Origin of the sequence: Nocardia rhizosphaerae, assembly GCF_042650365.1 — a bacterium.
Lineage (GTDB): Bacteria > Actinomycetota > Actinomycetes > Mycobacteriales > Mycobacteriaceae > Nocardia > Nocardia rhizosphaerae.
Window position 1 is genome coordinate 246,783 of the sequence record NZ_JBHSBA010000003.1, and the last position, 24,129, is coordinate 270,911.

The following is a 24,129-nucleotide window of genomic DNA, read 5'->3' on the forward strand; positions in this document are numbered from 1 at the left end:
ACACAGAAAGGTCCCGCTGCGTGGTTACGCGCATTTTCGGCCTGTCCATCGTGGTCACCGTGATCTCGCTGGTCGTGGCCTACCTCTACGGCGGTGCCACCGCGCTCGTGCTGTGCGCGATCCTCGGCATCCTCGAGGTCTCCCTGTCGTTCGACAACGCCGTCATCAACGCCACCGTCCTGGAGCGGATGAGTGAGTTCTGGCAGCGGATCTTCCTGACCGTCGGCATCCTCATCGCCGTGTTCGGTATGCGGCTGGTATTCCCGCTCGCCATCGTCTGGATCACCGCGGGGCTCAACCCGGTTCAGGCCTTCGATCTGGCACTGAACCCGCCGGCGAACGATGCCGCGTTCTTCCCCGACGGCAGCCCGAGCTACGAAACGCTGCTCACCGACGCCCATCCGCAGATCGCGGCGTTCGGCGGCATGTTCCTGGCCCTGCTGTTCCTGAACTTCATCTTCGAAGAGCGCGAGATCACCTGGCTGAGCTGGCTGGAACGGCCGCTGGCCAGGGCGGGCAAGCTCGACATGCTCTCCGTGGTCGTCGCGGGCACCGGCCTGATCCTGGTGGCCGAGTTCCTCGCCGCCGATGACAAGCGCTCGACGGTGCTGGTCGCAGGCCTGCTCGGCATGATCGTCTACATCGCGGTCGACGGCCTCGGCTCGATGTTCCACACCGAGGAGCTGGAGGAGGGCCAGCACGGCCCGTCCGGGCTGGTGAAGGCGACCGGTAAGGCCGCGTTCTTCCTGTTCCTCTACCTCGAGGTGCTCGACGCGTCGTTCTCCTTCGACGGTGTCATCGGCGCGTTCGCGATCACCTCGGACCCGATCATCATCGCGCTCGGCCTCGGCCTGATCGGTGCGATGTTCGTCCGCTCGATCACGGTGTACCTGGTTCGCCAGGGCACGCTCTCGGAGTACGTGTACCTCGAGCACGGCGCGCACTGGGCGATCGGCGCGCTGGCCGCGATCCTGCTGGTCTCGATCGGTGTGCACGTCAACGAAGTCATCACCGGTCTGGTCGGTGTGGCGTTCATCGGTGCCGCGTTCCTCTCGTCGATCCTGCGCAACCGCAAGAACGAGCCGGACGAGATCGGCGAGTCCAAGGAAACCGCACCGGTCGGCTGATCGGCAGCAGTCGCCGCGGCGGCGAATCCCACAGCGGGATTCGCCGCCGCCGTCGTTTCTAGGCCACCGGCTGCAATTGCCTGCTCGGCGCCGCGGCAGCCGCCGATGTGCAGGCGCCGCGCCATCCGGCCCTGACGAACAGGAAGAACAACGCGACCAGCAGGGCGGTACGGGTCCACACGCCGAACTGGACGATCCCCGCCATCAGCTCGTAGCCCTCGCCCTGCCCCAGCGCGTAGAAATACCGGAACACCCCGACACCCACCGCGGCATCGGCCACCAGATAGGCCGCCACCAGCGACCACGGCACCTCGAGCAGCACGAGGAACGGAATTATCCACAGGGTGTACTGGGGTGAGTGGACCTTGTGGAAAAGCATGAACCCGCACAACATCGCCCCGCTCACCCCCACCCAGGGGAAGGCCGACGTCGGCGTCCAATGGCGCAGGCCCAGCCACATCGCCAGCCCGAACGAGGCCAGAATCAGGGTGGGCGAGGCGACGCCGACCATCTCCTGCCATGCGGTCGAGTCCGTCGCGGCGCTGCCGAACAGTGCCTGACGACCCCAGTACCAGATCGAGTTGGTGGTGATGTCGGCCTGCCGCAGCTGCTGGAAGACGATCGATGCCCGCCAGCCCTCCAGCCCCGCCACCACGAACGGCAGGTTCACCGCCACCACCGTGCCCATCGCGGCCAGCAGCGCCTGCGACGCGCCTGCCACGTCGAGATCGCGGATCCGGCGCGCGCCACGCGGTGCGCCCTCGGTGAGCACGAAGACCGCCAGCGGCAGCAGGAAGATCCCCGGATAGAGCTTGAGGCAGAAACCGATCGCGAGCAGGACGGCGGCGATGATCCCGCGGGTGCGCACGGTCAGGCCGGTGAGCATCGTCAGCACGTAGATCGCCGCCACCGCGGTGCACACCACCGGCAGTTCCCAGTTGTGGAACGCGTAGAGCACCAGCGGCGGTCCGGCCGCCCACAGCAGCGCGGCCTGACCCGCCATCCTGGCCAGCATCCAGGCCGTGAGCAGTGCGAACGGGGTGAGCAGCAGCGCCGAACGCCAGAGGAAATCGGCGTCGTTGTCGACGCCGATCGCGCCCGCCCACATCAGCAGGCCGCTGAGCACCGGGTACTCCACCGCGCCGCCGGTGAGCGCGCCGTCGTCGGTGATGGCACCGTCGACGTACGGGAACACGTGGTTGTCGATGTCCCGGCCGATCCACAGGAACTGGATGTCGGAGTAGCAGACGTCCCGGTCCTTGCGGATGTCGAAGACCTGGCTGCGGCCGTTCTCATCGATCGCGCCACCAGCGCATCTGGCCTTGTTGGCGTAGGCGAACGCGAGGGTGAGGCCGCACAGGAGCACGATGAGAAACGTCAGCGCCGAGGCCCGCGCCGCACCGTGGAGCACGCGCCGCGATGGACCTGCCGAGATCATGGCGACCACAGTAGGCGATCGATTTCGCCGGTCACGACCCGCTCATGTAGCCTTGTCGGGTTGCTGACGCAACGAACCCTCCTGCCACGGAAAGTCCGTGGCCGTTTCCTAGTCCACAGGAGGTGATTGGTCCGTGCGTCAATATGAAGTGATGGTCATCCTCGACCCCAGCCTGGACGAGCGCATCGTCGGGCAGTCCCTGGATAACCTGCTCAACGTCGTCAAGACCGAGGGCGGCAAGGTCGACAAGGTCGACATCTGGGGCCGTCGCCGGCTCGCCTACGAGATCAGCAAGCAGGCCGAAGGCATCTACGCGGTCGTCGAACTGACCGCGACCCCGGCCACCGTGAGCGAGCTCGACCGCCAGCTGGGCCTGAACGAGACGGTGCTGCGCACCAAGGTTCTGCGCAACGACAAGTAGTCCGCACCCTTCTCGGATTTCGTGTCAGAGCCTAGCTTTAGGCTCGAGCGCAAATCCGAAAGAAGCGGACTGCACCCCCGAGCAGGAGGAACCCCATGGCAGGCGACACGGTCATCACCGTCATCGGAAACTTGACGGCAGACCCGGAGCTTCGTTTCACGCCCGCGGGCGCAGCGGTGGCGAATTTCACCGTCGCTTCGACTCCCCGCATATTCGATCGCAACACGAACGAATGGAAAGACGGCGAGGCCCTGTTCCTGCGCTGCAACATCTGGCGTGAAGCAGCGGAGAACGTCGCCGAGAGCCTGACCCGAGGCGCTCGCGTCATCGTGAGCGGACGGCTCAAGCAGCGCTCCTACGAAACCCGCGAGGGTGAGAAGCGCACGGTCGTCGAACTCGAGGTCGACGAGGTCGGCCCCTCGCTGCGCTATGCGACGGCGAAGGTCTCCAAGGCCGGTCGCGGCGGCGGAGGCGGCGGCTTCGGTGGTGGTTCCGGCAACGCCGGTGGGGGTAGCGCAGGCGGCTACAACGCCAACAGTGGCGGCCCGGCGTCGAGCGGCGGCAACGCAGGCAACGACGATCCGTGGGGTAGCGCGCCCGCGGCCGGCTCCTTCGGGGGCGGCGGCCGCATGGATGACGAACCGCCGTTCTGACCGAACGGCACTCATAGTACGGAGAGAACACCATGCCTAAAGCGCCCGCGCGCGAAAAGGTGCTGAAGAAGAAGGCTTGCACTTTCTGCAAGGAGAGCAAGTCCGGCATCGTCAATATCGATTACAAGGACACCACGCTCCTGCGTAAGTACGTCAGCGATCGCGGCAAGATCCGCGCCCGCCGCGTCACCGGCAACTGCGTGCAGCACCAGCGCGATATCGCTGTGGCTGTCAAGAACTCGCGTGAGGTGGCGCTGCTGCCTTACGTGTCGACCGCTCGCTGAGAAGGGGAGTCAGACAGATGAAGCTCATCCTCACCGCTGATGTCGACAACCTCGGCGCGCCGGGCGACCTGGTCGAGGTCAAGGACGGCTACGGCCGCAACTTCCTGCTGCCCCGCGGCCTTGCCATCGTGGCCACCCGTGGCGCACAGAAGCAGGTCGATGGCATCCGCCGGGCGCAGGACGCCCGCAAGGTGCGCGACCTCGATCACGCCAACGAGCTGAAGCAGGCCATCGAGGGCCTGGCCTCGGTCTCGCTGGCCGTGAAGACCGCCGATAGCGGCAAGCTGTTCGGTTCGGTCACCACCGCCGATGTCGCCGCCGCCATCAAGGCCGCCGGTGGCCCCGTGGTGGACAAGCGCAGCATCGAGCTGCCGAAGGCGCACATCAAGGCGACCGGCAAGCACGGCATCGTGGTGCACCTGCACCCCGACGTGGCTGCCAAGTTCAACCTCGAGGTTGCCGCGAACTGAGTTCTCGGCCGTGGCGGGCCGAGAACTTCGGCGCCAGCCGCGATCGCCCCAGTTCGACGAAGACCACCCCCGTGTTCCGCACGGGGGTGGTTTCTCGTTGCCTTTTTCGTGTGGATACACAGGGTTGCTGCGCGGTAACCAAACCTCAGCCCCCTGCAGGTCGCGTTTGGCGGCCGACGGTCGGCAACTCACTGACCTCCCGTTATTCAGCCTGTGGATGGTTGCCGAAACCAACCGGCAGATTTGTGACTCCGGTCATAGCGTGCTCTATTGCCGTTTACCCAACACGCCCGACTGTTCACCATGACCGACACGCCGGAACTTCTTTCATCCACAGGTCGAAAGTCGGATAAAACAGGCCCTAGCAGGGCGTTCCACCGCACTGACCTGGGTTTTCCCCACGTTTTCCACAGGAGCTGCACAACAGCAGGTGAACTACCCCCAAGTTATCCCCAGTTGTGTGCACATATCGGGTTGGCGCCGCCCGAAAACGTCGCCTAGGTTCGTCGCATTGCCCTGCGCGCGACCCCGGGAAGCACGCAGGCAACCGATAGCTGACATCCGTGTCGGTGCCCGGGAGTACAACGAGTTCATCGATGTGAAACCCCGGTTCGGCGGGCGAGAGAGGACGGGCGATTCTGGTGACTACCACCGGTGACCGCGCGCAGACGGACTTCCCGCCGGAACCTCCAGGCGAGGACTTCGGCCGCCAGCCCCCGCACGATATGGCGGCCGAGCAGTCGGTCCTCGGTGGCATGCTGCTGAGCAAGGACGCCATCGCCGACGTGGTCGAGGTACTGCGCCCCGGCGACTTCTACCGCCCCGCCCACCAGGCCGTCTACGACACCATCCTCGACCTGTACGGCCGCGGCGAGCCCGCCGACCCCGTCACCGTCGCCGCCGGTCTCGACCGCCGCGGCGAACTCAAGCGCATCGGCGGCGCCCCCTATCTGGTGACCCTCACCCAGACCGTCCCCACCGCCGCCAACGCCGGCTACTACGCCGAGATCGTGGCCGAGAAGGCCATCCTGCGCCGCCTCGTCGAGGCGGGCACCCGCATCGTCCAGTTCGGCTACGCGGGCGCCGACGGCCAAGACATCGCCGAGGTCGTCGACCGCGCCCAGGCCGAGGTCTACGAGGTCACCGAACGCCGCACCACCGAAGACTTCATGCCGCTGGAAGAACTCCTCCAGCCGACCATGGACGAGATCGACTCCATCGCCTCCCGCGGCGGCATCTCCCTCGGCGTCCCCACCGGTTTCACCGAACTCGACGAACTCACCAACGGGTTGCACCCGGGCCAGATGATCATCGTCGCGGCCCGTCCGGGTGTGGGTAAATCGACCCTTGGTATGGATTTCATGCGCAGTTGCTCGATCAAGCACGGTTTGGCGAGCGTTATTTTCTCGCTCGAGATGAGCCGCACCGAAATCGTCATGCGTCTGCTCTCCGCCGAGGCCAAGATCAAGCTCGGTGACATGCGGTCAGGGCGGATGAGTGATGACGACTGGACCAAGCTGGCGCGCCGGATGAGCGAGATCAGTGAAGCGCCGCTGTTCGTCGACGATTCACCGAACCTCACCATGATGGAGATCAGGGCGAAGGCGCGGCGGCTCAAGCAGCGCCACGACCTGAAACTCGTTGTGGTGGACTACCTCCAGCTGATGACCTCCGGCAAGAAGGTCGAGTCGCGCCAGCAGGAAGTCTCGGACTTCTCCCGAAACCTGAAGCTGCTCGCCAAGGAACTCGAAGTCCCGGTAATCGCGATCTCGCAGCTGAACCGTGGTCCCGAACAGCGAACGGACAAGCGTCCGATGGTGTCGGATCTTCGCGAATCGGGCAGCCTGGAGCAGGATGCGGATATGGTCATCCTGCTGCATCGCCCAGATGCCTTCGAGCGCGATGATCCCCGTGGTGGCGAGGCCGACCTCATCGTCGGTAAGCACCGTAACGGTCCGACCGCCACCATCACCGTCGCCCACCAGCTGCATTTGAGCCGGTTCGTGGACATGGCCAGGGGCTGACACCAACCTGCCACGCGGCGCACAATCGGCCCTTCGGGCCTATTGTGCGCACGGTGGGCGGGGAGGACAGTGGGTATGTCCGGTGGTGTCCACCGGGGGCACCGCCCTTCGGAGAAGGAGGTGTTTTGTGTACGCACGTTCGAGCACGATCATGGCCGAGCCGTCGTCGATCGACAGCGGGATCGCGTACCTCCGCGACGAGGTGATGCCGCAGCTGTCCGAGTTCGACGGGTGGGTCGGTCTGTCGATGATGATGAACCGGGCGACGGGGCGCTGCATCGCCACGACCGCGTGGGACTCCGAGGACGCGTTGCGGGCGAGCAGACTGCGCGTCCACCCGCTGCGCGACGGTTTGTCCCTGACCTTGGGCGGGCAGGTCGAACAGATCGACGAGTGGGACGTCGCGGTCATGCACCGCGACCATCTGGCCGGTCCACGCGCCTGCACCCGCTGCACCTGGATACAGGTCGATCCGGGCGGGGTCGACAACGCGATCGAGACCTTCAAGACCACCCTGCTGCCGAGGTTCGAGGGCATGGACGGCTTCCGCAGTGCCAGCCTGTTCGTCGACCGATCGACCGGCCGGGCGGTGGGTTCGACGGTCTGGTCCAGTATCGAGGAATTGGAGGCCAGCCGCGAAGAGGCCGACCGCATGCGGATGGCGGCGGCTGAGAATCTGGGCGCCGAGATCCAGGATGTCGCCGAATTCAGGCTCGGCTTCGCCCACCTGCGGGTCCCTGAATTGGTGTGACATCGACGAGCCCAGCCAGGCCCTCGCTCACTCGGATCGGATGTCGTCGGCCCGACGGCAGCGCCGCTACCGATCGGGATAGCGATTGTCAGTGAGCGCATCAGGTCGGTGTCAGGGTGGTGTCAGGTCGGCTCGCGACAGTAGTCGCAACAACGAGCCGAAAGGGGTGGTCCGAATGACCGCGCAGCACACCGACAACACCGGATGGACCGGAATGGTCGCCGTCGACGACACCGAGCTGGCTGTCACCGACACCGGTGGCACCGGGATTCCGGTGATCTACCTGAACGGGCAGTTCGCGACACAGGGGTATTGGCGCAAGACGATCGCCGAACTCGGGCCCGGGTTCCGGCACATCACGTTCGACGAGCGGGCGCGTGGCAGGAAGTCGAAGGAGTCGGCGGACTACTCGTTCGAAGCCGCGGTTCGTGACGTGGACGCGGTGCTCGCGGCCAGGGGCGTGGAGCTGGCGGTGCTGGTCGGCTGGTCGTACGGGGCCGTGGTCGGGGCGCACTGGGCCGAACGGAATCCGGAGCGCGCCATCGGCGCTGTCCTCGTGGACGGCGCCTTCCCGTACGACTGGCTCGACGACGCGATGGAGCAGCGAATCCGCACCCTGTTCAAGCGGCTGAGCTGGATCATGCCGCTGGTCCGCCCAACCGGACTCGCCCCACGGATGACGGCGGCGCAGCAGGCCGAGAGCAATATCGAACTCGGCAAGCTGTCGCGGGAGCGAGAGCTGGGACCGGTGCTTGACGCGATCACCGTCCCGGTGCGCTACGTGGTGGCCTCGGGCACATCGTTCGGCAGCAAGGGCGATGAGCAGGAGAAGATCCGCGCTGGGCTCGACTCGGCGACCACCCGTAACCCGAACATCCGCATCGGCGCGAAGGTGGCGAGCAACCACGGCGCCATCCTGCGCAAGGATTTCCGCGCCATCGCCGATTCGGTGCGGGAGGTGGCCGGAATGCCTCCGGCAGCTAGGCGTTGACGGACGGCAGGCCCGCGGCAGGAGCCCGTGTACACCGCCAAGGCCATGGCCGCCGTCCGCGCGCTCGACCTCGGCGCCGCACCGTGACGGCATGACCAGGGGTTCCTGTTCGCGGCAGTAACGATCTCGTGGGGTGGCGCGACAAAGGTCGTGACAATGCGGCCCGTCGGGGGGCCTGCCCACCTGTGGTTTTGCGAACGGGATCAGGATATGAATCTGCGCGAGTTCCTTGCGAAACATCGCATCGCTTCGGCGGTCGCCGCGCCGGCGGCGCTTGGTGTCGCCGCGATCGTCGCCGCGTCGTTCGCGGTCACATCGCAGCCAGAATCGCCCACCTACCAGCTCACCACCTCGGTGACCGAGTGCCGCGAGATGGTGACCATCTCGGTGGCGGGCCGCAACGACACCCCGGTCGAGGGGACGACGGCGATGCTGCTGGACGCGAACGGCAATCCGCTGCCCGCCGCGCTGTCGGGTGACCACTCCAGTGTGTGGGTGGATCCGGTGGTGAACGCGCCGCGCGACGACCTCGCCGAGGGCGAGTACGCGGCGGTCTATATCGCCTATCCGGCGAACATGTCCTCCTACGAGGACGCGGTGAACGCCGGTGTCGCCAACACCCAGCAGGTGATGCGGGAGATCTCGGCGGCCTGCCCGGACACCAAGTTCTCCATCGTCGGCTACAGCGAGGGCGCCGACGTGGTGCGCCGCGTCGCGGAGGGCATCGGCAACGACGACCCGGCCGACGGCTACTCGACGGTGAATCCCGATGACGTGCTCGGCGTCGTGATGTTCGCCGATCCTGGCCGCGATGCCGGTGACGGTCCGTTCATCGGCGCCGATGACCCGTTCGCCAATCCGGACGGCTTCGACCAGAAATACCAGGACGGGACGACGCCGATCTCGGGCCGTGGCGCCACCACCGGCGGTGACTTCGGCGCGCTCAACGGCAAGATCGCCTCGTTCTGCTCCGAGGGCGACCTCACCTGCGCCGCCCCGGAGAACATCTCGCTGCTGCAGCTGGCCGCGAACGTGGGCAGGCAGATCAACGTCGACGATCTCGAGCGCGACGGTCTTACCCCGGCCACCGGTCAGGACATGGCCTTCACGCTCGGCCGGATCGCGATGGCGGCCTTCGCCGATATCGGCGCCAACCCGAACTGGATGGCCAGCGACGAGACGTTCCTGGACGTGCTGCTCAAGGTCTCCGACCCGGACTACACGCCGGGTGAGACCACCGCGCCCGCCGCGGCCGACACCATCGCCGCCGAGCAGATTTCGCCGCTGGCGTATCTGCCGCAGAAGGTGTTCAACGAGATCGTCGGGCTGATCGTGACCAACCAGAACACCATTCCGGTGGCGCTGAGCGATCCATATCAGCTCACTCTCGGCCCGAACGGCACCGGCCACCATTTCGACTACTGGCGTGATTCCGACGCCGCCAACGGCAAGCCGCTGACCTCGGCCGAGTACGCGGCGGCGTGGCTGACCCACCTGGCCAAGCAGGCGCAGGCGGGCGAGGAGGTGGACACCAAGTCCGCGCCGGAGGATGCCGATGTGGCCGCCGCGCTCGCCGCGCCGACCAAGCCGGCGACGACCACCACGTCGAAGGCGCCGAGCACCACGTCGAAGGCGTCGAAGCCCACGTCGACCACGGCGAAGACGAGCACCTCCACCACGACGACCGGAACGAGCACCACCACACCGCCCTCGTCGTCGACCACCACCTCGTCGACGCCGACCACAACGGTCGCCCCGTCGACCACCACGCCGTCGTCGACCACGCAGGAACCCGCGACCACAGAACCGACAACCACGGAACCGCCGACCAACCAGGCCGCCGCGCCTGCCGAGCCGACGACAACCGCCCCTGACCCCACCATCGTCGAGGTGACACCGACCACCACCGTCGCGCCGACGACGACCACGCCGGCACCGGCGAACTAGGCACCGGAAACACCACCCCGGTGGGCGACGTAACCCGTTGCCCACCGGGGTTTTCGGTGCTAAGCCTGGACCGGATCCGGTTCGGCGTCGTGTACCGGGGCGATGGCACGGCGGGTTCCGATGATCGAACCGATGATCACCAGCGGGAATCCGATCGCCATCCCGATCGTCAGCGGTTCGCCGAGGACGGCGACACCGAGGACGATCGCCATGCGCGGACATCCGCCGCCGACGGCGCCACACCGACGACACTCCGGGCGACATCTGGATGCAACGCGCCGATCATGGTGACTGTGCGCAGCCTCGATGCAATGATCGGCGGGTGACTCAGTGGCTCCCCCTCCTCGGCTCGCTCCCCGTCGCCGCCGCAGTTCTGGTCGGCGTCATCGCCAACAATCGCACCCACCGCGACGGCATCGCGGCCGCCGACGAGCGCGGCAGGCAGGCGCTCGACGCGGCGCAACGCCATGTCGAACTGTCGAACATGGTGGGTGACCAGCGCGATCACGAAGCGTGGCGGCGGGAGGCGGTACTGTCCGCGGTCGCCTCGATTCTGGAGACCTCGGCCTCGGTGCGCGCCGATCTGGCCAACTGCGGCGACTGGGATCTGGTCACCACCGAGGAGATCGACGGGGTGAGCGCGCAGATCCACAAGGTCATCTGGGATCGTCCGACGAGCATGCTCACCCGCCTGCGGGTGGTGGCGCACCGTCGGATCCCGAACAAGTGCGAAGACCTGCTGCGCACCCTGACCGCCGCCCAGCACATCACCATGCAGCGGCTGAAGCTGCACATCGATGTGGAAGCCACCGTCGAGGAGCTCGAGGAGATGGCGTCACTGTGGCAGAAGGCGATGCGCCACGCCGCCGAGCAGGAGCGCGCGCTGGTGGAGACGACAAGGGCCGAGCTCGGTGTCGAGATCCCGTCGAAAGGGACTGTGGTCCAGCCGGTTCCGGCCGTGCGCGAACCGGTCGGCGAACCCACGGCGGAGCCGGTCACCGAGCCGACCGCCGAGACCGGCACCGAACCCGCCACCGAGGCGGACATGCCGGAGCAGCCTGCCGCCGAGCAGACCGCACAATTGCGCCTCGCCGATATGGCGCCCGACGAAATAGCGCCGGACACCGACGCCAGGCAGGCCGAACCGGCCAAGGTCTGATGCCGGTTCACCTGACGAGACACCGATCGGGCAGGTAACTTGGAATCCGGCATGTGATGGGTCACTATGCCGGTCCCGACAGCGTGGTCGATCGCACGAATCCGCTCCGAACCACCTCGTCAGGGGGCGATCTGCCATGGAGTTCATCGCACCGTTGGATGCACTGTTCCTGCTGTTGGAATCCCGGGAACATCCGATGCATGTCGGGTCGCTGCAGCTGTTCGAACCGCCGGAGGACGCGGGTCAGGAGTACCTGCGCGAGTTCCGCGACACGCTGCTCGCCGACCGCACCTGCAGGCCGACCTTCCGCAAGCGTCCTGCCACCTGGCTGGGCGCGCCCCAGCTGGCCTGGACCCAGGACACCGAGGTCGACCTGGACTACCACGTGAAACGTAGCGCGCTACCGGCGCCGGGCCGGATCGGCCAGCTGCTCGATCACGCCTCCACCCTGCACAGCGCCCTGCTCGACCGGCACCGCCCGATGTGGGAGATGCATTTCGTCGAGGGCCTGGCCGACGGCCGGTTCGCGCTCTACTCGAAGATGCATCACTCGCTGATCGACGGGGTCTCCGCGCAACGGCTGCTGCGCCGCACGCTCACCACCGACCCGTTCGCGACCGAACCGAAGACGCCGTGGAATCTGCCGCGCAAGCCGCGACAGGAGACTCAGCACAAGGGCCGTTCCGGGTTGCTCGGCGGTCTCGCCGCGGCCGGGGAGTCCACGGCGGCGCTGATGAAGGCGACCCGCACCGGACTGCTGCAGCAGCAGTTGACGCTGCCGTTCGAGGCGCCGCGCACCATGCTGAACGTGCCGATCGGCGGCGCGCGCACCTGCGCGGTGCGCACCTGGTCGATGGACCGGATCAAGCAGGTGAAAAAGGCCACCGGGACCACCGTCAACGATGTGGTGCTGGCGATGTCGGCGGGCGCGCTGCGCGCCTACCTGCTCGAACGCGATGCGCTGCCGGACAAGCCGCTGATCGCGATGGTGCCGATGTCGCTGCGCGATGCCGACGACACCGACAGCCAGGGCGTGAAGATCGCCGCGCTGCTGTGCAATCTCGGGACCGATGTCGCCGACCCGATGCAGCGGCTACGGACGGTGAGCGAGTCGACGCGGCGCAACAAGGAGGTCTACCGCTCGCTGAACTCCACGCAGACCCTGGCGGTGGCCGCGTTGATGCTGAGCCCGATGGCGGCGATTCTGCTGCCCGGATTCGCCGCGATGGGGACGCCGCCGTTCAATATCGTCATCTCGAATGTGCCGGGCGCGCGGGAGCCGCTGTATTGGAACGGCTCGCGGCTCGACGCCAGCTATCCGTTGTCGATCCCCCTGGACGGTCAGGCCGTGAACATCACCCTCACCTCCAATGGCGACAACCTCGATTTCGGACTGGTCGGCTGCCGCCGCACGCTGCCGGACCTGCACCGACTCCTCGATCACCTGGAGGATTCGCTGACCGCGCTGGAGGACGCCTCGGCCTGAGAATTGCCCCTTTCGGGTAAAATAGAACGTGTTACAGTTCGGTATGCGTACCGAATTCTGCGAACAGCTCGGCATCGAGTTCCCCATCTTCGCCTTCACCCACTGCCGCGATGTGGTCGCAGCGGTGAGCAACGCGGGCGGACTCGGCGTACTCGGCGCCGTCGGCTTCACCGCCGAGCAGCTCGAGGTGGAGCTGGCCTGGCTCGATGAACACGTCAACGGCATCTACGGTGTGGATCTGGTGATCCCGTCGAAATACGAGGGCAAGGGTGTCGAGGGCCTGACTCCCGAACAGCTGGAAAAGCAGCTGGCGCAAATGGTTCCGCAGGGCCATCGCGACTTCGCCCAGCAGATCCTCACCGACCACAACGTGCCCGCGCTGCCCGACGGCGAGCACCACAACGAGCTGCTCGGCTGGACCGCGACCACCGCGGGCCCGCAGGTCGAGGTGATCCTGAACCACCCCAAGGCGAAGCTGGTCGCCAACGCGCTCGGCACCCCGCCCGAGGACGTGGTCAAGCGGATCCAGGATTCGGGCCGGGTGATCGGCGCGCTCTGTGGTTCGGTCAAGCACGCGATGAACCACAAGGCGGCCGGACTCGACTTCGTGGTCTGCCAGGGCACGGAGGGCGGCGGGCACTGTGGCGAGGTGTCCTCGCTGGTGCTGTGGCCGCAGGTGATCGAGGCGATCGGCGATACCCCGGTGCTCGCGGCGGGCGGCATCGGCAACGGCGCGCAGGTCGCCTCCGCGCTGGCGATGGGCGCGCAGGGCGCGTGGACCGGCTCGCTGTGGCTCACCGTCGAGGAGGCCAATGTCCCACCGGCGCAGATGGACACCTACCTCGACGCCACCAGTCACGACACCGTGCGCTCGCGCTCCTGGACCGGCAAGCCGTGCCGAATGCTGCGCAATGACTGGACCGATGCCTGGGAGTCGACCGACACCCCCGACCCGCTGCCGATGCCGCTACAGATGATGGTCGCCCTCGACGGCGTCAAGCGCGGCCACCGCTACCCAGAGGCCGCCAAGGACGTGAACTTCAATCCGGTCGGTCAGGTGGTCGGCATGATGAACAAGATCGAGCGCAGCGCCGAGGTGGTGAACCGGCTGGTCGAGGAGTACGTCACCGCCTGCGACCGGCTGAACAAGCTCAACAGCTGAGCCGGGTGCCCCGGCCCGCTCGTCCTGCCGGGCGGGCCGACACCCCAGGCCACGACCGGCGAGTTCGCCGACGGCGCAGGAGGAACGCACCGCGTTCTGGATGCTGGTGCCCGGTGGTAGCAGCCGCACGGACCGTGGCGGCACGGGCCGGACAGCGCGCGAAAGCCCGACCCAGACAGCTGAGACCGCGCTCAGGCGGTGGCGGCGGCGGGTCCGGTGGTGGTCGCGCCGACGAGTTCGTCGAAGCGGGCGATCACCTTCTCGTGATAGAGCGTGAACAGGTCCTCGAACAGGGCGAGCTGGGCTTCGGTCGGGCCCGACCCGGTATCCCACACCGCGAGCAGCGCGCGCCAGACCAGCACATGCAGATCGGCGGCGACGGCGAAATAGGCGGTGACCGCCTCCGGTACCTCGACGACCATATCCGCGACCGAGTTCAGCACGGCGCGTTGCATACTCATCCCGAGCACCCCGAGCAGTTTGCGCACGAGGGCGATCTCGGAGGTGATGATCCGTACCTGGTCGGGGACGCTCTGGCGGGCGAGGGTCTCCAGCTCGTCGACGGCGGCGGTGAGCTCGGCCGGATCGAGGACCTTGGCGGCGGCGGTGTAGCCGAGCAGCGCGTCGAGCACGATACCGCGTTCCACCTCGACGATGTCGGTGAACATCTCGGCGGCGAGGGTGGGCACGGTGATCGAGAACCGGAACAGGTGCCGGTAGACCTCCATGCCACCGTCCTCGCGGACATCGCGGATGGTGAATCCTTTGCCGCGGCGCGCCTCGACGAAGCCGTAGGACTCGAGCCTGCCGAGGGTGAGTTGCGCGGTGGCGCGGTTCATCCCGAACTCGTCGGCGACCTGGCGGACCGAGGGCATCAGCTCGCCGGGCCGGTACTCGCCGGTGGCGACCCGGCGCGCCAGTTCATCGGCGACGTCGGCGACCACCGTCCGGGATCCCATCGAAAAACACCTCTCGGTCATCATCCAGTCACGTCCCAGACAGTTTAGGCGCTGCAACGACGGGTCGCACGCGCCTGCGGGCGCTGTGGGACGGTTCACGCCGGACGGCCGCCGGGCGCACGGAACCGACCGTCCGGCCCATTCGGCAAGTGGGCAGCAATTCCGACCACTGCCACCGCAGCCCCCGGAATTACCCGGCCCGACGGGCCGCGTGGATCAGACAGCCTTGCGTGCCACCGTGTTTCAATACGCGGGCAACTGGACGGTTACTCGACTCTGGAGGATCGACGTGCAGACCATTCGGCTCGCGGCCGGTACCGCCGCGGCACTCGCCCTGCTCACCGGTGTGGCCGGGTGCGGCAACGACGACGAGGAAGACCACTCCGCGCACGCGACCAGCACCACGAAGGCGGCGACGACCGCGCCGACGACAACCAGGGCGAACCTCACCGGCACCACCACCCCCCTGCCGTCGCCGAGCCCGACCCACCCACCTGCCCCCGTACCGCCGCCGCTCGCGGATGTGAACTGCGGTCCGGTCACCGGCGCCAACGGTGCCACCGCCGATGTCATCGTGTTCGCCTCGGCGGCGGGCAGGCCGGGCTGCACCGAGGCGTTCAACGTGGTCGCCGACTACCTCGGGGTGCCGTCCGGCGGCGAGGCGGTGGAGGTCGACAGCTGGACCTGCGAGGCACAACCCGACACCACCGTCGGGCACATCTGCTTCAAGGACGGCCTGACCATCGGCCTGCGCGGTGACGCCGCACCGGAGACCCCACGGCCGCCGGTGACCTCGCCGACGCGCACCGTGGATCCGACCAAGCCGCCGGTCACCACCACCAGCGATGTGCCGCCCGCGCCGTCGCCGTACCCGGACGACGTCAACTGCGGGCCGGTGACCGACGCGGGCGGCGGTTCGCGCACGGTCATCGCGGTGGGCAATGCCGCGGGTCGGCCCGGCTGCACGGAGGCGATCGACGTGGCGACCACCTACGTCACCACCGTCAGCCCGTCGGCCGCGGTGGAGGTGGACGGCTGGCAATGCCATGCGCAGCAGTCGGCCGAGACGCCGTCGGTGTGCGAGAAGGACGGGCTGGTCATCGCCCTGCGCGAGGGCTGATCCGCCCGCTCAGATCATGTTCTTCTCGCCCATCCAGCGCATGACCGGCCAGCCGAGCAGCACCGGAATCCAGCAGGTGAGCACCCGGTAGAGCAGCACGGCCGGCACCGCGATCTCGGCGGGAACGCCGAAGGCGGCCAGACCACCGATCAGCGCGGCCTCGACCGCGCCGACGCCACCCGGTGTCGGCGCGGCCGAGGCCAGCGAACCGCCGATCATGGTGACGATCGTGACGGCGACGAAATCCGTTCCGCCGCCGAAGGCTTCGACACTCACCCACAGCGTCAGCGCCTGACCGAGCGTGATCGCTGCGCAACCGCCGACGATCATCGAGAAGCGGACCGGATCGCGGGCCAGGTCGGCCAGCTCCGACAGCACCTCGCGCAGCTGCGGTCGCACCGAGTACTGCACCCAGCTGCGCAGTTTCGGCACGAACATGAACGCGCCGATCAGCCCGACACCGACCCCGGCCACCAGATACAGCACGGTGGGGTCGGGCACGATGTGCGCGAGGTTCGCCGACGTTCCCGCCACCACGCTGAACACGACGAGCAGAGTCAGGTGGGTGATCACCTGAACCGACTGCTGCAGTGCCACCGCCGCGGTCGCCCGCATCGCCGTCATCCCCGCTTGGGTCAGGAACCGCACGCTCAGCGCGAGTCCGCCGACGCCTGCCGGGGTGGTGGTGGCGACGAAGGTATTGGCCAGTTGTTCCAGGAACAGGTCACGGAACCGCACCACCCAATCCGCGCAGGCACCGAGCGCGGCGGCCGCGCCCACATAGGTGATCGCCGAGATCACCAGGCCGAGCAGCGCCCACCACCAGTTCAGCGTGCGCAGCTGGCTGAAGAAGGTCGGGACCTGGCTGATGAACGGATAGGCCACGTACACCAGCGCGAACAGCAGGACCAGCTGGATGATCTGGTTGCGAGTGAAGCGGGTGAGCTGGGCGACCTGGATGCGGTCGTGCCCGGTCTGCTCGCGGACCTCGTCGCGCGCGGTGGCCAGCACCTTGGTCCACTGCGGCACCGCCTTGCGGATGCCGTTGGTCATCGCCGATTTCGTGAGCCGCCGCGCCGCCGTGACCACCGTGCTCTCGCCGAGCACCCCGATCGCGGCCGAGACGGCCTCGTGCTTGCCGAACACGGAGGTGGTCGTCACCAGCAGCTGGGCGATATCGGTCTGCTGCTGGGCGTCGGTGGCGCCGAACTCGGCGGCGGCGAAACCGCCGAAGAGGGTGTCGCCCCGACACACTCGCAGATAGCCGGGTTGCAGGTCACCGAGGCTGATCTGGTTCTCGTGCAACCGCAGCAGCGACCGCCACACGCCGGGAAGTACCTGCGCCGAGAGGGTTTCCAGCAGCGCGCCGCGCGGGACGGTGTGCGCGTACAGGGTCCAGCCGCGGTCCAGGCTGGCCACCGCGACCTGATGCGAATCGGCCATGCCGAGGTCGCCGATCGCGATGCCGAGCAACGCCCGGTGTTCCACAGCCCGGTGCATCGATCCGTGCAGTGGCGCGGTTTCGCTGGATCGGAAGGTGATCCAGCGCCAGAGCTGCCGGATCGCGCCGAAGCTGCGCTGATTCTTGCCGTACATCTCGACGATGATCTCGGTCTCCGGTCCGACGACCTCGGTGCGCAGCACCAGCGGTCCGCGGCCGGCGGGCCGGTCGACCTGGAAGGCCAGCACGGTATAGCCACGCCGGGCCAACACCCGGACCGCCGCCTCCAGCGGCACCTCCAGCGCCGGCGTGCCGACCAGCCAGACGATCACCGCGCCGACCAGCCAGCCGACCACCAGCCCGAGCATCGCCCGCGCCGGCACCACCGAGCTGACCACCAGGTGGATCGGCGCGAACATCAACAGCAGGAACCACATCCAGCGCCGTGGCCGCACCGGCAGCCACGGGCTGGAGACGGTGAGCATGGCCGCGAGCATGGCGATCCAGCGTGGATCGTCGAGGAATTGTGACAGGAAGGTGTCGAACCGGTCCGGCACCGGCAGATGCCATTTCGGGGTGGAGATGCCCGAACCGGTGATCGACAAAGCCAGTACGGCGAGCAGGCCCGCGGCCGCGTAGCCCGCCAGCAGCTTCCACTGTCTGCGCAGCACCAGCTCGATGAAGATGGCGAACGGCAGGGCCAGGATCAGCATGCCGTAGACCAGGTACACCAGGGTGGACTGCTCCGGGCTGAGGATGCCGACGATCCTGGACACCGAGTCTTCCAGCGCCAGCCATTCCGGCCTGGTGACGAACGAGCCCGCGATCACCACGCCGACACCGAGCGCCGCCAGCACAACCCGGACGATGTCGCTGGTCCGCCGGATCAGCGGCTGCAGCAGACTTCCCGTGACCGGAATGTCCCGCCCGTCGACTCGCATGAGCCGCACGATACACACCGACACGCCGTCGACCCGCCGTGACATCGGACAATATCGCGGTCGGTTTCGTGCTGGTGAAGCGGGTCACAAGCCGTCACATCGGCACGGCACGACTCGTCGAGGAGGTTGACCGACACCTTCGGCGAAAGGGCTTCCCAGGCCGGTTCTGCTCGCAGGCGCTACCGGTGCGATCGGCCGCGACGGGCTGCTGCGCACGCTGGCGGGCGCGTCGGCCGATGCCGTGATCCATGCGGCGACCACGCTGCGGCGGTCAGCGCGGTGCGCGGGCGGTGACGGCGGCGCGGTCGTGGCCGGGGATCAGTTCGATACCGGCGGGGAGGGCGTGCAGGCGGTGCACGGTCTCGAAGGCGGTGTCGCGGTCGGTGTCGACGAGCCGGCCCGGCAGCGGCGCCTTCTCGCGCAGCAGTTCCACCTGGAGCCCGCTCCATACCGCGTCGCCCGCCAGCAGCACGCGCGAACCGTCGTCGACGGCCAACAGCACCCCGACGCTGCCGGGCGTGTGCCCGGCCAGATCCACCAGCACGACCGAACCGTCACCGAAGAGGTCGTGGCTGCGGGTGAAGGTGAGCACCGGTGGCCCGTCGAGCTCGTAGAGGTCGAAGATCCGGCCGCGCAGCGGGCTGCGGGCGACACCGAGCGGCGGGTTCGGACCGCCCATCGCCCAGCGGTATTCGATACCGGGCACCCGGATCGGCACCCAGCCCGGCAGTTCGTACAGGCCGGAGACGTGGTCCCAGTGCAGGTGGGTGGGCAGCACGAAGTCGATATCGGCGCCGGAGAGCTCGTGCTCGGCGAGCACCTCGCTCAGCCCGTGCACTGGGTCGGCCGGTGCCACCAGTGCCGAGATGGGGAACGGCAGTTCTGGCAGCACCCGGTCGTTGACGCCGGTGCAGACAGCCGGATCGACAAGGAAAGTGGCGCTGGGATGGCGGACCAGGAACGCCGACATGGTCATCGGCGTCGAACCGAGGGTGCGCGCGCCTTCGACGACGATCGCGGTCGGCGCGGACAGGTCGGCCTGCATCAGCGCGGTGAGCCCGACCGTGGTGCCCGCCGGTGGCAGCGGCGCCGGTGTCAGACCGGCGAGGAATTCGCGGTCGGCCTGGCGCGGCCGGATGAGCCGCGGGACGGTAGCCGCCGCGGCGACACAGCAGGTGAGAAGCGTTGATAACTTCGTCGTGCACTCACCCATAGCATTCACCGTAGGCGATCGCCCACACCCCGACTACCTGGATCGGCGCCGCGAATACCGATCGGATAAACAACCGGCGACATCCAGCGACTGTCCGGCTAACGCCCATGGCGAAGCGGATGATGAGCCGATGGCAGACCAGATCATTCAGGTGCGGTGGAAGGACACCCCGGAGGAGCACGACTATCCGGCCGCCGCCGACTATTTGGACCTCCTCGCCGACGCCACCGTGGTCGAGTCGATCGTCGCCGACCTCCGCGGCGCACCGGTGGTCGTGAAGAAGGCGAAAGACATTCTGCGCGCCTCGCAGCTCACGGCACTCACGCCGGACAACCCGCATGTGCGCAAGGACCTGCTGAAGATCAACGAGGGCAAGGCGCTCTCGCCGATCCTGCTGGTACGCGGCGATTGCCGCCGCAATGTGCCGATGCTGATCGCCGACGGCTACCACCGGGTGTGCGCGCTGTACTTCGCCGACGAGAACGTGGAGATCCCCGCCAAGATCGCCGCCATGCCATGACCTTCACGACCCTGGCGCTTGTCGTCGCGCTCGGGGTCGCCGGGCCGTTGCTGGCACTGCCGAAACGTCTGCACCTGCCGGTGATTCTCGGCGAGCTGATCGCCGGGATCATCTTCGGCACCACCGGTTTGCGGATCCTCGACGCCGAGGACCCGATCTTCGTCTTCCTCGCCGATATGGGTTTCGCGCTGGTGATGTTCGCGGCGGGCACCCACGTACCGGTCCGCGATCCGGCGGTGCGCGGCGCGCTCGGCACCGGCGCGGTGCGGGCGGCGCTGGTCGGCGTGATCGCCGCCGTCGCGGGCTGGGCGGTGGCGCAAGCCTTCGATATCGGCGGGCACGCCGCGATCTACGCGGTGCTGATGGCGTCGTCCTCGGCGGCGATGGCGCTGCCGATCATCGACTCGATGCGGTTGGCCGGGCCGCCGGTCCTCGCGCTCACCGCGCAGGTCGCGATCGCCGATACCGCGTGCATCGTGGCCTTGCCGCTGGTGATCGATCCTGGGAACGCCGTGCGGGCCGCGATCGGCGCGGTGGTCGTCGCCGTCTGCGCCGGGGTGATGTTCCTGGTGCTGCGGTACCTGCAGAAGACCGGCGCCCAGCGGCAGGTGCACGAGCTGTCCGAGGAGCGGCAGTTCACTCTCGAGCTCCGGGTGAGCCTGATCCTGGTGTTCGCGCTGTGCGGGGTGGCGAGCGCGATGCATGTGTCGATCATGCTCGGCGGCTTCGCGGCCGGGCTGGCGGTGGCCGGGGTCGGCGAACCGCGGCGGGTGGCCAAGCAGGTGTTCGCCATCAGTGAGGGCCTGCTGGCACCGCTGTTCTTCGTCTGGCTCGGGGCCCGGCTCGATCTGCGGGAGCTGGGCGAGCATCCGCAGTTCATCCTGCTCGGGCTCACCCTCGGGCTCGGCGCGGTGGCGGTGCACTGGTCGGCGCGGCTGTTCGGTCAGCCGCTGACCTACGGCACGCTGGCCGCCGCCCAGATTGGAGTGCCAGTGGCGGCGGTGACGGTGGGAAGTCAGCTTGGGGTGCTCGTACCCGGCGAAGGCTCGGCGATCATGCTGGCGACGCTGTGCACCATCACGGCCGCGACCTTCGCGGCGAGCAGACTCGCGGCGAAGGCGAGCGCACCGGCCTAGTCACTACGGCCCATCAGCCGATCGGTCTCGCGGCGTTCGCGTTTCGTCGGTCTGCCCGCACCGCGATCGCGCCGCGGGATCGACGCGAGCACTTCCTTCGGCGGGGGTGGCGGGCTGCGATCGATCATGCACTGCGCGGCGATCGGCGGTCCGACGCGTTTGTGGATGATCCGCTCGACGACGACGATGCGTTCGAGCCCGGCATGCCGGACCCTGACCTCGTCACCGGGTTTCACCTGATGCGCGGGCTTGACTGTCACGCCGTTGACTCGCACGTGCCCACCTCGGCAGGCTTCCGCCGCGGCCGAGCGGGTTTTGAACAAGCGCACCGCCCAGATCCACGAATCGACACGGGCCTGGGTGGAGGAGCGTTGTTCGGCGGGGCTCACCCCTTAGACGATACGGCGAGCCGTGACCACGTCGTCGGCGCTGAGCTGAGTGTAGGACACCGGGGTGCCCGACTGCACAGCGTTGAGGAGCTGACCGTTGCCCGCGTAGATGCCGACGTGGCCGCCGCCGTTGGTGATGACGATGTCACCGGCCTGCAGGTTGTCGAACGACACCGGCGCGCCGACGTGGGACTGCTCGAAGCTGGTGCGCGGCAGCTCGATACCGGCCTGGCGGTATGCCCACTGCACGAGACCGGAGCAGTCGAAGCTCGACGGACCCGCGGCGCCCCAGCTGTAGACCGCGCCGAGCTTGGTCCGCGCCGCGTCGAGCGCGATATCGCCCGCGGACTGCTGCTCCTGGAAGGGGTTCTCGAATTCGACGCTCGGCAGCTGCGGCGCGGCCTGGCCCTGCGGGGCCACCATCGCTTGGAGCTGCTTCTCCATCTCCAGCGCCGGCTGCTCGAGCTCGGGCGGGACGTCGAAGGAACCGAGGCCGGGAATGTTGATCGTGGCAGCCTGCGAAATCGCGGGCATCGCACCGGTCGTGGCGGCCACCGCACCCATAACGAGTGCACCCTTGACGGAATTCGGCAGTCGAGAATCCCGCTGCAAGCTGTGTTTACCCACCGAGACGAGTCTCCGATCTTGCTGCTCCACCGCCGTGCGCGGAATCGCTTGGCGATCACGCTCGTTCGGCGGTAACTCACTGGCGCCGCTTCTCTGACGAAGCGACAGACTCCACTAAGTCACGAGAAGATTACGGCCTGTGATCCACGGTGTCCAGCCGCACACGCAAGTTCTTTGCGCACACCGGAGAAAGTCCTGAACACGAGGCTCCGGACCGGCGTGTCGCCGCGTATAACGGACATATATCCCGAAGCACCCGTGGCGTTATCAACCGTGACCGTCGCGGCGGCCGATGGCCCGCTCCAGCTCGGCGATCCGCGCGCGCGCGTCGGCGAGGTCCACCTCGAGCCTGCCGAGGGCGATGAGCATCGGCGCGAGCGCGTAGGCGGGCACGGCGCCGGGATCGTCGCCGCCGAACTCGGCGACGGTGGCGCGCAGGAAGACCAGGATCGACTCGGTCAGGTGTGCCTCGACCGGTATCGGTACCTCGTCGAGGAACGCCGCCGTCGATGTCACCATCGGTTCATCACGCTGGGGTTCCTCGGCCATGCCACTCCGTTCGCTCGGCGCGTTGTCTCGGGTTCGCTAGCAGTATCTAGGACACAGCCCAGAGTTACCGAGATTCCCCTGTCGATCCGCGCTACGGTTGTCCGGCATGGACCCCGTGCGCAATCCGTATGCACCCGGCGCCGGTCAGCGTCCGCCCGAATTGGCCGGGCGCGACAAGCAACTCGCCGCCTTCGACATCGTGCTCGAACGGATCGCGCGCGGCAGGCCGGAACGCAGTGTGATGCTCACGGGCCTGCGCGGGGTCGGCAAGACCGTCCTGCTCAACCAGCTGCGCTCGGCGGCCGTCACCCGTGGCTGGGGTACCGGCAAGATCGAGGCGCGGCCCGATCAGGATCTGCGCAGGCCGCTCTCCTCGGCGCTGCACATGGCGGTGCGCACGATCGCGATGGCGCACCGCAATCCCGAACGCGTCGACGACTTCCTCGGCATCCTCAAGGCCTTCGCGCTGCGCGCCACCGCTGACAAGGGCATGCGCGAACGCTGGCAGCCCGGCATCGACGTGCCCGCGGTGACCGGCCGCGCGGATTCCGGCGATATCGAGATCGACCTGATCGAGCTGCTCTCCGAGGCCGCGGCGCTCGCCGCCGACATCGGCGTCGGGATCGGCATCTTCATCGACGAGATGCAGGATCTGGGCCCGGCCGATGTGTCCGCGATCTGCGGCGCCTGCCACGAGCTGAGCCAGGACGGCGCCCCGCTGATCGTGGTCGGGGCGGGCCTGCCGCATCTGCCCGCCGTGCTCTCGGCCTCGAAGAGCTACTCGGAGCGGCTGTTCAGCTATCACCGCATCGATCGGCTGGACCGGGAGTCGGCCGACCTGGCGCTGATCGTGCCCGCGGAGCGCGAGGAGGTGAAGTTCACCTCCGACGCCCTCGATTCGCTCTATCTCAAGGCGGACGGCTACCCGTATTTCGTGCAGGCCTACGGCAAGGCGGCCTGGGACCAGGCGCCCGAAAGCCCGATCACCGCCGAGGACGTCGAGGTGGCCGCACCCGCCGCCGAGGAGGAATTGGCGGTCGGGTTCTTCGGCTCCCGGTACGAGCGCGCGACCCCGGCCGAGCGTGAGTACATGCGCGCCATGGCGGATCTGGCAGGCGACGACGGCCCGGTCGCCACCGCGGCGGTGGCCGCCGAACTCGGCCGCAAGCCCGCGTCGGTGTCCCCGGCCAGGGACGGACTGATCAAGAAGGGCCTCATCTACTCGGCCGAACGCGGCACGATCGGATTCACGGTCCCGCACTTCGGCCGCTATCTGCGCAGCGTATAGCTTTCTGCACCTCTCTACGCATCGATCTAGAAA

24 protein-coding genes are annotated in these 24,129 nt (G+C 67.8%); 16 read left to right on the forward strand and 8 right to left on the reverse strand.

All coding sequences use genetic code 11. The features are described 5' to 3' along the window. Positions 1-20: 20 nt before the first annotated feature. Complete coding sequence (locus ACFOW8_RS02690; protein ID WP_378544876.1) at positions 21-1,127, forward strand: DUF475 domain-containing protein; 1,107 nt, start codon at positions 21-23, stop codon at positions 1,125-1,127. Between the two features lie 58 nt (positions 1,128-1,185). Here the strand turns inward: ACFOW8_RS02690 and ACFOW8_RS02695 are convergent, their stop codons facing one another. Beyond that, positions 1,186-2,565, reverse strand: coding sequence for a glycosyltransferase family 87 protein (locus ACFOW8_RS02695; protein ID WP_378544879.1), 1,380 nt, complete (start codon positions 2,563-2,565; stop codon positions 1,186-1,188). A gap of 133 nt (positions 2,566-2,698) precedes the next feature. Here ACFOW8_RS02695 and rpsF point away from each other — a divergent pair, with 133 nt between their 5' ends. The 8 genes from rpsF to ACFOW8_RS02735 all read left to right on the forward strand — a co-directional run bounded on the left by rpsF (position 2,699) and on the right by ACFOW8_RS02735 (position 10,106). Further along, on the forward strand, positions 2,699-2,986 hold the full coding sequence (rpsF, locus tag ACFOW8_RS02700; protein ID WP_378544882.1) for a 30S ribosomal protein S6: 288 nt from the start codon (positions 2,699-2,701) through the stop codon (positions 2,984-2,986). Positions 2,987-3,081: 95 nt separating this feature from the next. Further along, positions 3,082-3,639, forward strand: coding sequence for a single-stranded DNA-binding protein (locus tag ACFOW8_RS02705; RefSeq protein WP_378544885.1), 558 nt, complete (start codon positions 3,082-3,084; stop codon positions 3,637-3,639). Between the two features lie 32 nt (positions 3,640-3,671). After that, positions 3,672-3,923 carry a 30S ribosomal protein S18 gene (gene rpsR, locus ACFOW8_RS02710; RefSeq protein WP_019050001.1) on the forward strand — a complete coding sequence of 84 codons (252 nt, stop codon included), beginning with the start codon at positions 3,672-3,674 and terminating at the stop codon, positions 3,921-3,923. Positions 3,924-3,940: 17 nt separating this feature from the next. Further along, positions 3,941-4,393 carry a 50S ribosomal protein L9 gene (rplI, locus tag ACFOW8_RS02715; protein WP_378544889.1) on the forward strand — a complete coding sequence of 151 codons (453 nt, stop codon included), beginning with the start codon at positions 3,941-3,943 and terminating at the stop codon, positions 4,391-4,393. Between the two features lie 641 nt (positions 4,394-5,034). Next, a complete protein-coding gene (gene dnaB, locus ACFOW8_RS02720) occupies positions 5,035-6,417 on the forward strand; it encodes a replicative DNA helicase (protein WP_378544892.1) in 1,383 nt (460 codons plus the stop codon). Between the two features lie 127 nt (positions 6,418-6,544). Next, complete coding sequence (locus ACFOW8_RS02725) at positions 6,545-7,168, forward strand: hypothetical protein (protein WP_378544895.1); 624 nt, start codon at positions 6,545-6,547, stop codon at positions 7,166-7,168. Between the two features lie 175 nt (positions 7,169-7,343). Next, positions 7,344-8,159 (forward strand): alpha/beta fold hydrolase, encoded by an 816-nt coding sequence (locus tag ACFOW8_RS02730; RefSeq protein ID WP_378544898.1) that lies wholly within the window; start codon positions 7,344-7,346, stop codon positions 8,157-8,159. 210 nt (positions 8,160-8,369) lie between these two features. Next, positions 8,370-10,106 carry a cutinase family protein gene (locus ACFOW8_RS02735; RefSeq protein WP_378544901.1) on the forward strand — a complete coding sequence of 579 codons (1,737 nt, stop codon included), beginning with the start codon at positions 8,370-8,372 and terminating at the stop codon, positions 10,104-10,106. A gap of 59 nt (positions 10,107-10,165) precedes the next feature. On the opposite strand, the gene ACFOW8_RS02740 is transcribed toward ACFOW8_RS02735, so the two are convergent. Further along, positions 10,166-10,318 (reverse strand): hypothetical protein, encoded by a 153-nt coding sequence (locus ACFOW8_RS02740; protein WP_378544904.1) that lies wholly within the window; start codon positions 10,316-10,318, stop codon positions 10,166-10,168. A 110-nt stretch (positions 10,319-10,428) separates the two neighbouring features. Here ACFOW8_RS02740 and ACFOW8_RS02745 point away from each other — a divergent pair, with 110 nt between their 5' ends. The 3 genes from ACFOW8_RS02745 to ACFOW8_RS02755 all read left to right on the forward strand — a co-directional run bounded on the left by ACFOW8_RS02745 (position 10,429) and on the right by ACFOW8_RS02755 (position 13,913). After that, positions 10,429-11,265, forward strand: a complete 837-nt coding sequence (locus ACFOW8_RS02745; protein WP_378544907.1) for a hypothetical protein — start codon at positions 10,429-10,431, stop codon at positions 11,263-11,265. Positions 11,266-11,401: 136 nt separating this feature from the next. Further along, entirely contained in the window at positions 11,402-12,751 is a 1,350-nt protein-coding gene (locus tag ACFOW8_RS02750) for a WS/DGAT/MGAT family O-acyltransferase (RefSeq protein ID WP_378544910.1), read from the forward strand. Between the two features lie 43 nt (positions 12,752-12,794). Continuing rightward, positions 12,795-13,913, forward strand: a complete 1,119-nt coding sequence (locus ACFOW8_RS02755) for an NAD(P)H-dependent flavin oxidoreductase (protein ID WP_378544913.1) — start codon at positions 12,795-12,797, stop codon at positions 13,911-13,913. A gap of 191 nt (positions 13,914-14,104) precedes the next feature. Here ACFOW8_RS02755 and ACFOW8_RS02760 read toward each other — a convergent pair whose 3' ends face one another. Then, the gene (locus tag ACFOW8_RS02760; protein ID WP_378544916.1) at positions 14,105-14,872 is read right to left on the reverse strand and encodes a GntR family transcriptional regulator; all 768 of its coding nucleotides are present in this window, start codon (positions 14,870-14,872) and stop codon (positions 14,105-14,107) included. A gap of 289 nt (positions 14,873-15,161) precedes the next feature. On the opposite strand from ACFOW8_RS02760, the gene ACFOW8_RS02765 reads away from it, so the two are divergent. Next, positions 15,162-15,992, forward strand: a complete 831-nt coding sequence (locus tag ACFOW8_RS02765; protein ID WP_378544919.1) for a hypothetical protein — start codon at positions 15,162-15,164, stop codon at positions 15,990-15,992. Positions 15,993-16,001: 9 nt separating this feature from the next. Here the strand turns inward: ACFOW8_RS02765 and ACFOW8_RS02770 are convergent, their stop codons facing one another. Beyond that, entirely contained in the window at positions 16,002-18,374 is a 2,373-nt protein-coding gene (locus ACFOW8_RS02770) for a lysylphosphatidylglycerol synthase transmembrane domain-containing protein (RefSeq protein WP_378544922.1), read from the reverse strand. Positions 18,375-18,645: 271 nt separating this feature from the next. Continuing rightward, positions 18,646-19,587: an MBL fold metallo-hydrolase gene (locus tag ACFOW8_RS02775; RefSeq protein ID WP_378544925.1), complete on the reverse strand. Its 942-nt coding sequence runs from the start codon at positions 19,585-19,587 to the stop codon at positions 18,646-18,648. 130 nt (positions 19,588-19,717) lie between these two features. Between ACFOW8_RS02775 and ACFOW8_RS02780 the strand changes: the two genes are divergently transcribed. Further along, positions 19,718-20,107, forward strand: coding sequence for a hypothetical protein (locus ACFOW8_RS02780; RefSeq protein ID WP_378544928.1), 390 nt, complete (start codon positions 19,718-19,720; stop codon positions 20,105-20,107). After that, a complete protein-coding gene (locus ACFOW8_RS02785) occupies positions 20,104-21,243 on the forward strand; it encodes a cation:proton antiporter (RefSeq protein WP_378544931.1) in 1,140 nt (379 codons plus the stop codon). The genes ACFOW8_RS02780 and ACFOW8_RS02785 overlap by 4 nt, the downstream gene beginning before the upstream one ends. On the opposite strand, the gene ACFOW8_RS02790 is transcribed toward ACFOW8_RS02785, so the two are convergent. From ACFOW8_RS02790 to ACFOW8_RS02800, 3 genes are all read right to left on the reverse strand, one after another. After that, entirely contained in the window at positions 21,240-21,632 is a 393-nt protein-coding gene (locus ACFOW8_RS02790; protein ID WP_378544934.1) for an RNA-binding S4 domain-containing protein, read from the reverse strand. The two genes, ACFOW8_RS02785 and ACFOW8_RS02790, sit on opposite strands and share 4 nt — an antisense overlap. A gap of 3 nt (positions 21,633-21,635) precedes the next feature. Then, positions 21,636-22,166 carry a C40 family peptidase gene (locus ACFOW8_RS02795; protein WP_378544937.1) on the reverse strand — a complete coding sequence of 177 codons (531 nt, stop codon included), beginning with the start codon at positions 22,164-22,166 and terminating at the stop codon, positions 21,636-21,638. 360 nt (positions 22,167-22,526) lie between these two features. Continuing rightward, on the reverse strand, positions 22,527-22,808 hold the full coding sequence (locus tag ACFOW8_RS02800) for a hypothetical protein (RefSeq protein ID WP_378544940.1): 282 nt from the start codon (positions 22,806-22,808) through the stop codon (positions 22,527-22,529). A 106-nt stretch (positions 22,809-22,914) separates the two neighbouring features. Here ACFOW8_RS02800 and ACFOW8_RS02805 point away from each other — a divergent pair, with 106 nt between their 5' ends. Continuing rightward, entirely contained in the window at positions 22,915-24,096 is a 1,182-nt protein-coding gene (locus ACFOW8_RS02805; RefSeq protein ID WP_378544942.1) for an AAA family ATPase, read from the forward strand. Positions 24,097-24,129: the final 33 nt, after the last annotated feature.

Excerpts from the sequence above, each read along its gene's own strand:
- ACFOW8_RS02755 (WP_378544913.1), top strand. The coding sequence starts at position 12,795 with ATGCGTACCGAATTCTGCGAACAGCTCGGCATCGAGTTCCCCATCTTC.
- ACFOW8_RS02735 (WP_378544901.1), top strand. The coding sequence starts at position 8,370 with ATGAATCTGCGCGAGTTCCTTGCGAAACATCGCATCGCTTCGGCGGTC.
- rpsR (WP_019050001.1), top strand. The coding sequence starts at position 3,672 with ATGCCTAAAGCGCCCGCGCGCGAAAAGGTGCTGAAGAAGAAGGCTTGC.
- ACFOW8_RS02800 (WP_378544940.1), bottom strand. The coding sequence starts at position 22,808 with ATGGCCGAGGAACCCCAGCGTGATGAACCGATGGTGACATCGACGGCG.
- ACFOW8_RS02750 (WP_378544910.1), top strand. The coding sequence starts at position 11,402 with ATGGAGTTCATCGCACCGTTGGATGCACTGTTCCTGCTGTTGGAATCC.
- ACFOW8_RS02740 (WP_378544904.1), bottom strand. The coding sequence starts at position 10,318 with ATGGCGATCGTCCTCGGTGTCGCCGTCCTCGGCGAACCGCTGACGATC.
- ACFOW8_RS02780 (WP_378544928.1), top strand. The coding sequence starts at position 19,718 with ATGGCAGACCAGATCATTCAGGTGCGGTGGAAGGACACCCCGGAGGAG.
- ACFOW8_RS02705 (WP_378544885.1), top strand. The coding sequence starts at position 3,082 with ATGGCAGGCGACACGGTCATCACCGTCATCGGAAACTTGACGGCAGAC.
- ACFOW8_RS02805 (WP_378544942.1), top strand. The coding sequence starts at position 22,915 with ATGGACCCCGTGCGCAATCCGTATGCACCCGGCGCCGGTCAGCGTCCG.
- ACFOW8_RS02795 (WP_378544937.1), bottom strand. The coding sequence starts at position 22,166 with ATGCCCGCGATTTCGCAGGCTGCCACGATCAACATTCCCGGCCTCGGT.
- ACFOW8_RS02760 (WP_378544916.1), bottom strand. The coding sequence starts at position 14,872 with ATGGGATCCCGGACGGTGGTCGCCGACGTCGCCGATGAACTGGCGCGC.
- rplI (WP_378544889.1), top strand. The coding sequence starts at position 3,941 with ATGAAGCTCATCCTCACCGCTGATGTCGACAACCTCGGCGCGCCGGGC.
- ACFOW8_RS02695 (WP_378544879.1), bottom strand. The coding sequence starts at position 2,565 with ATGATCTCGGCAGGTCCATCGCGGCGCGTGCTCCACGGTGCGGCGCGG.
- ACFOW8_RS02730 (WP_378544898.1), top strand. The coding sequence starts at position 7,344 with ATGACCGCGCAGCACACCGACAACACCGGATGGACCGGAATGGTCGCC.
- ACFOW8_RS02775 (WP_378544925.1), bottom strand. The coding sequence starts at position 19,587 with ATGGGTGAGTGCACGACGAAGTTATCAACGCTTCTCACCTGCTGTGTC.
- ACFOW8_RS02770 (WP_378544922.1), bottom strand. The coding sequence starts at position 18,374 with ATGCGAGTCGACGGGCGGGACATTCCGGTCACGGGAAGTCTGCTGCAG.
- ACFOW8_RS02785 (WP_378544931.1), top strand. The coding sequence starts at position 20,104 with ATGACCTTCACGACCCTGGCGCTTGTCGTCGCGCTCGGGGTCGCCGGG.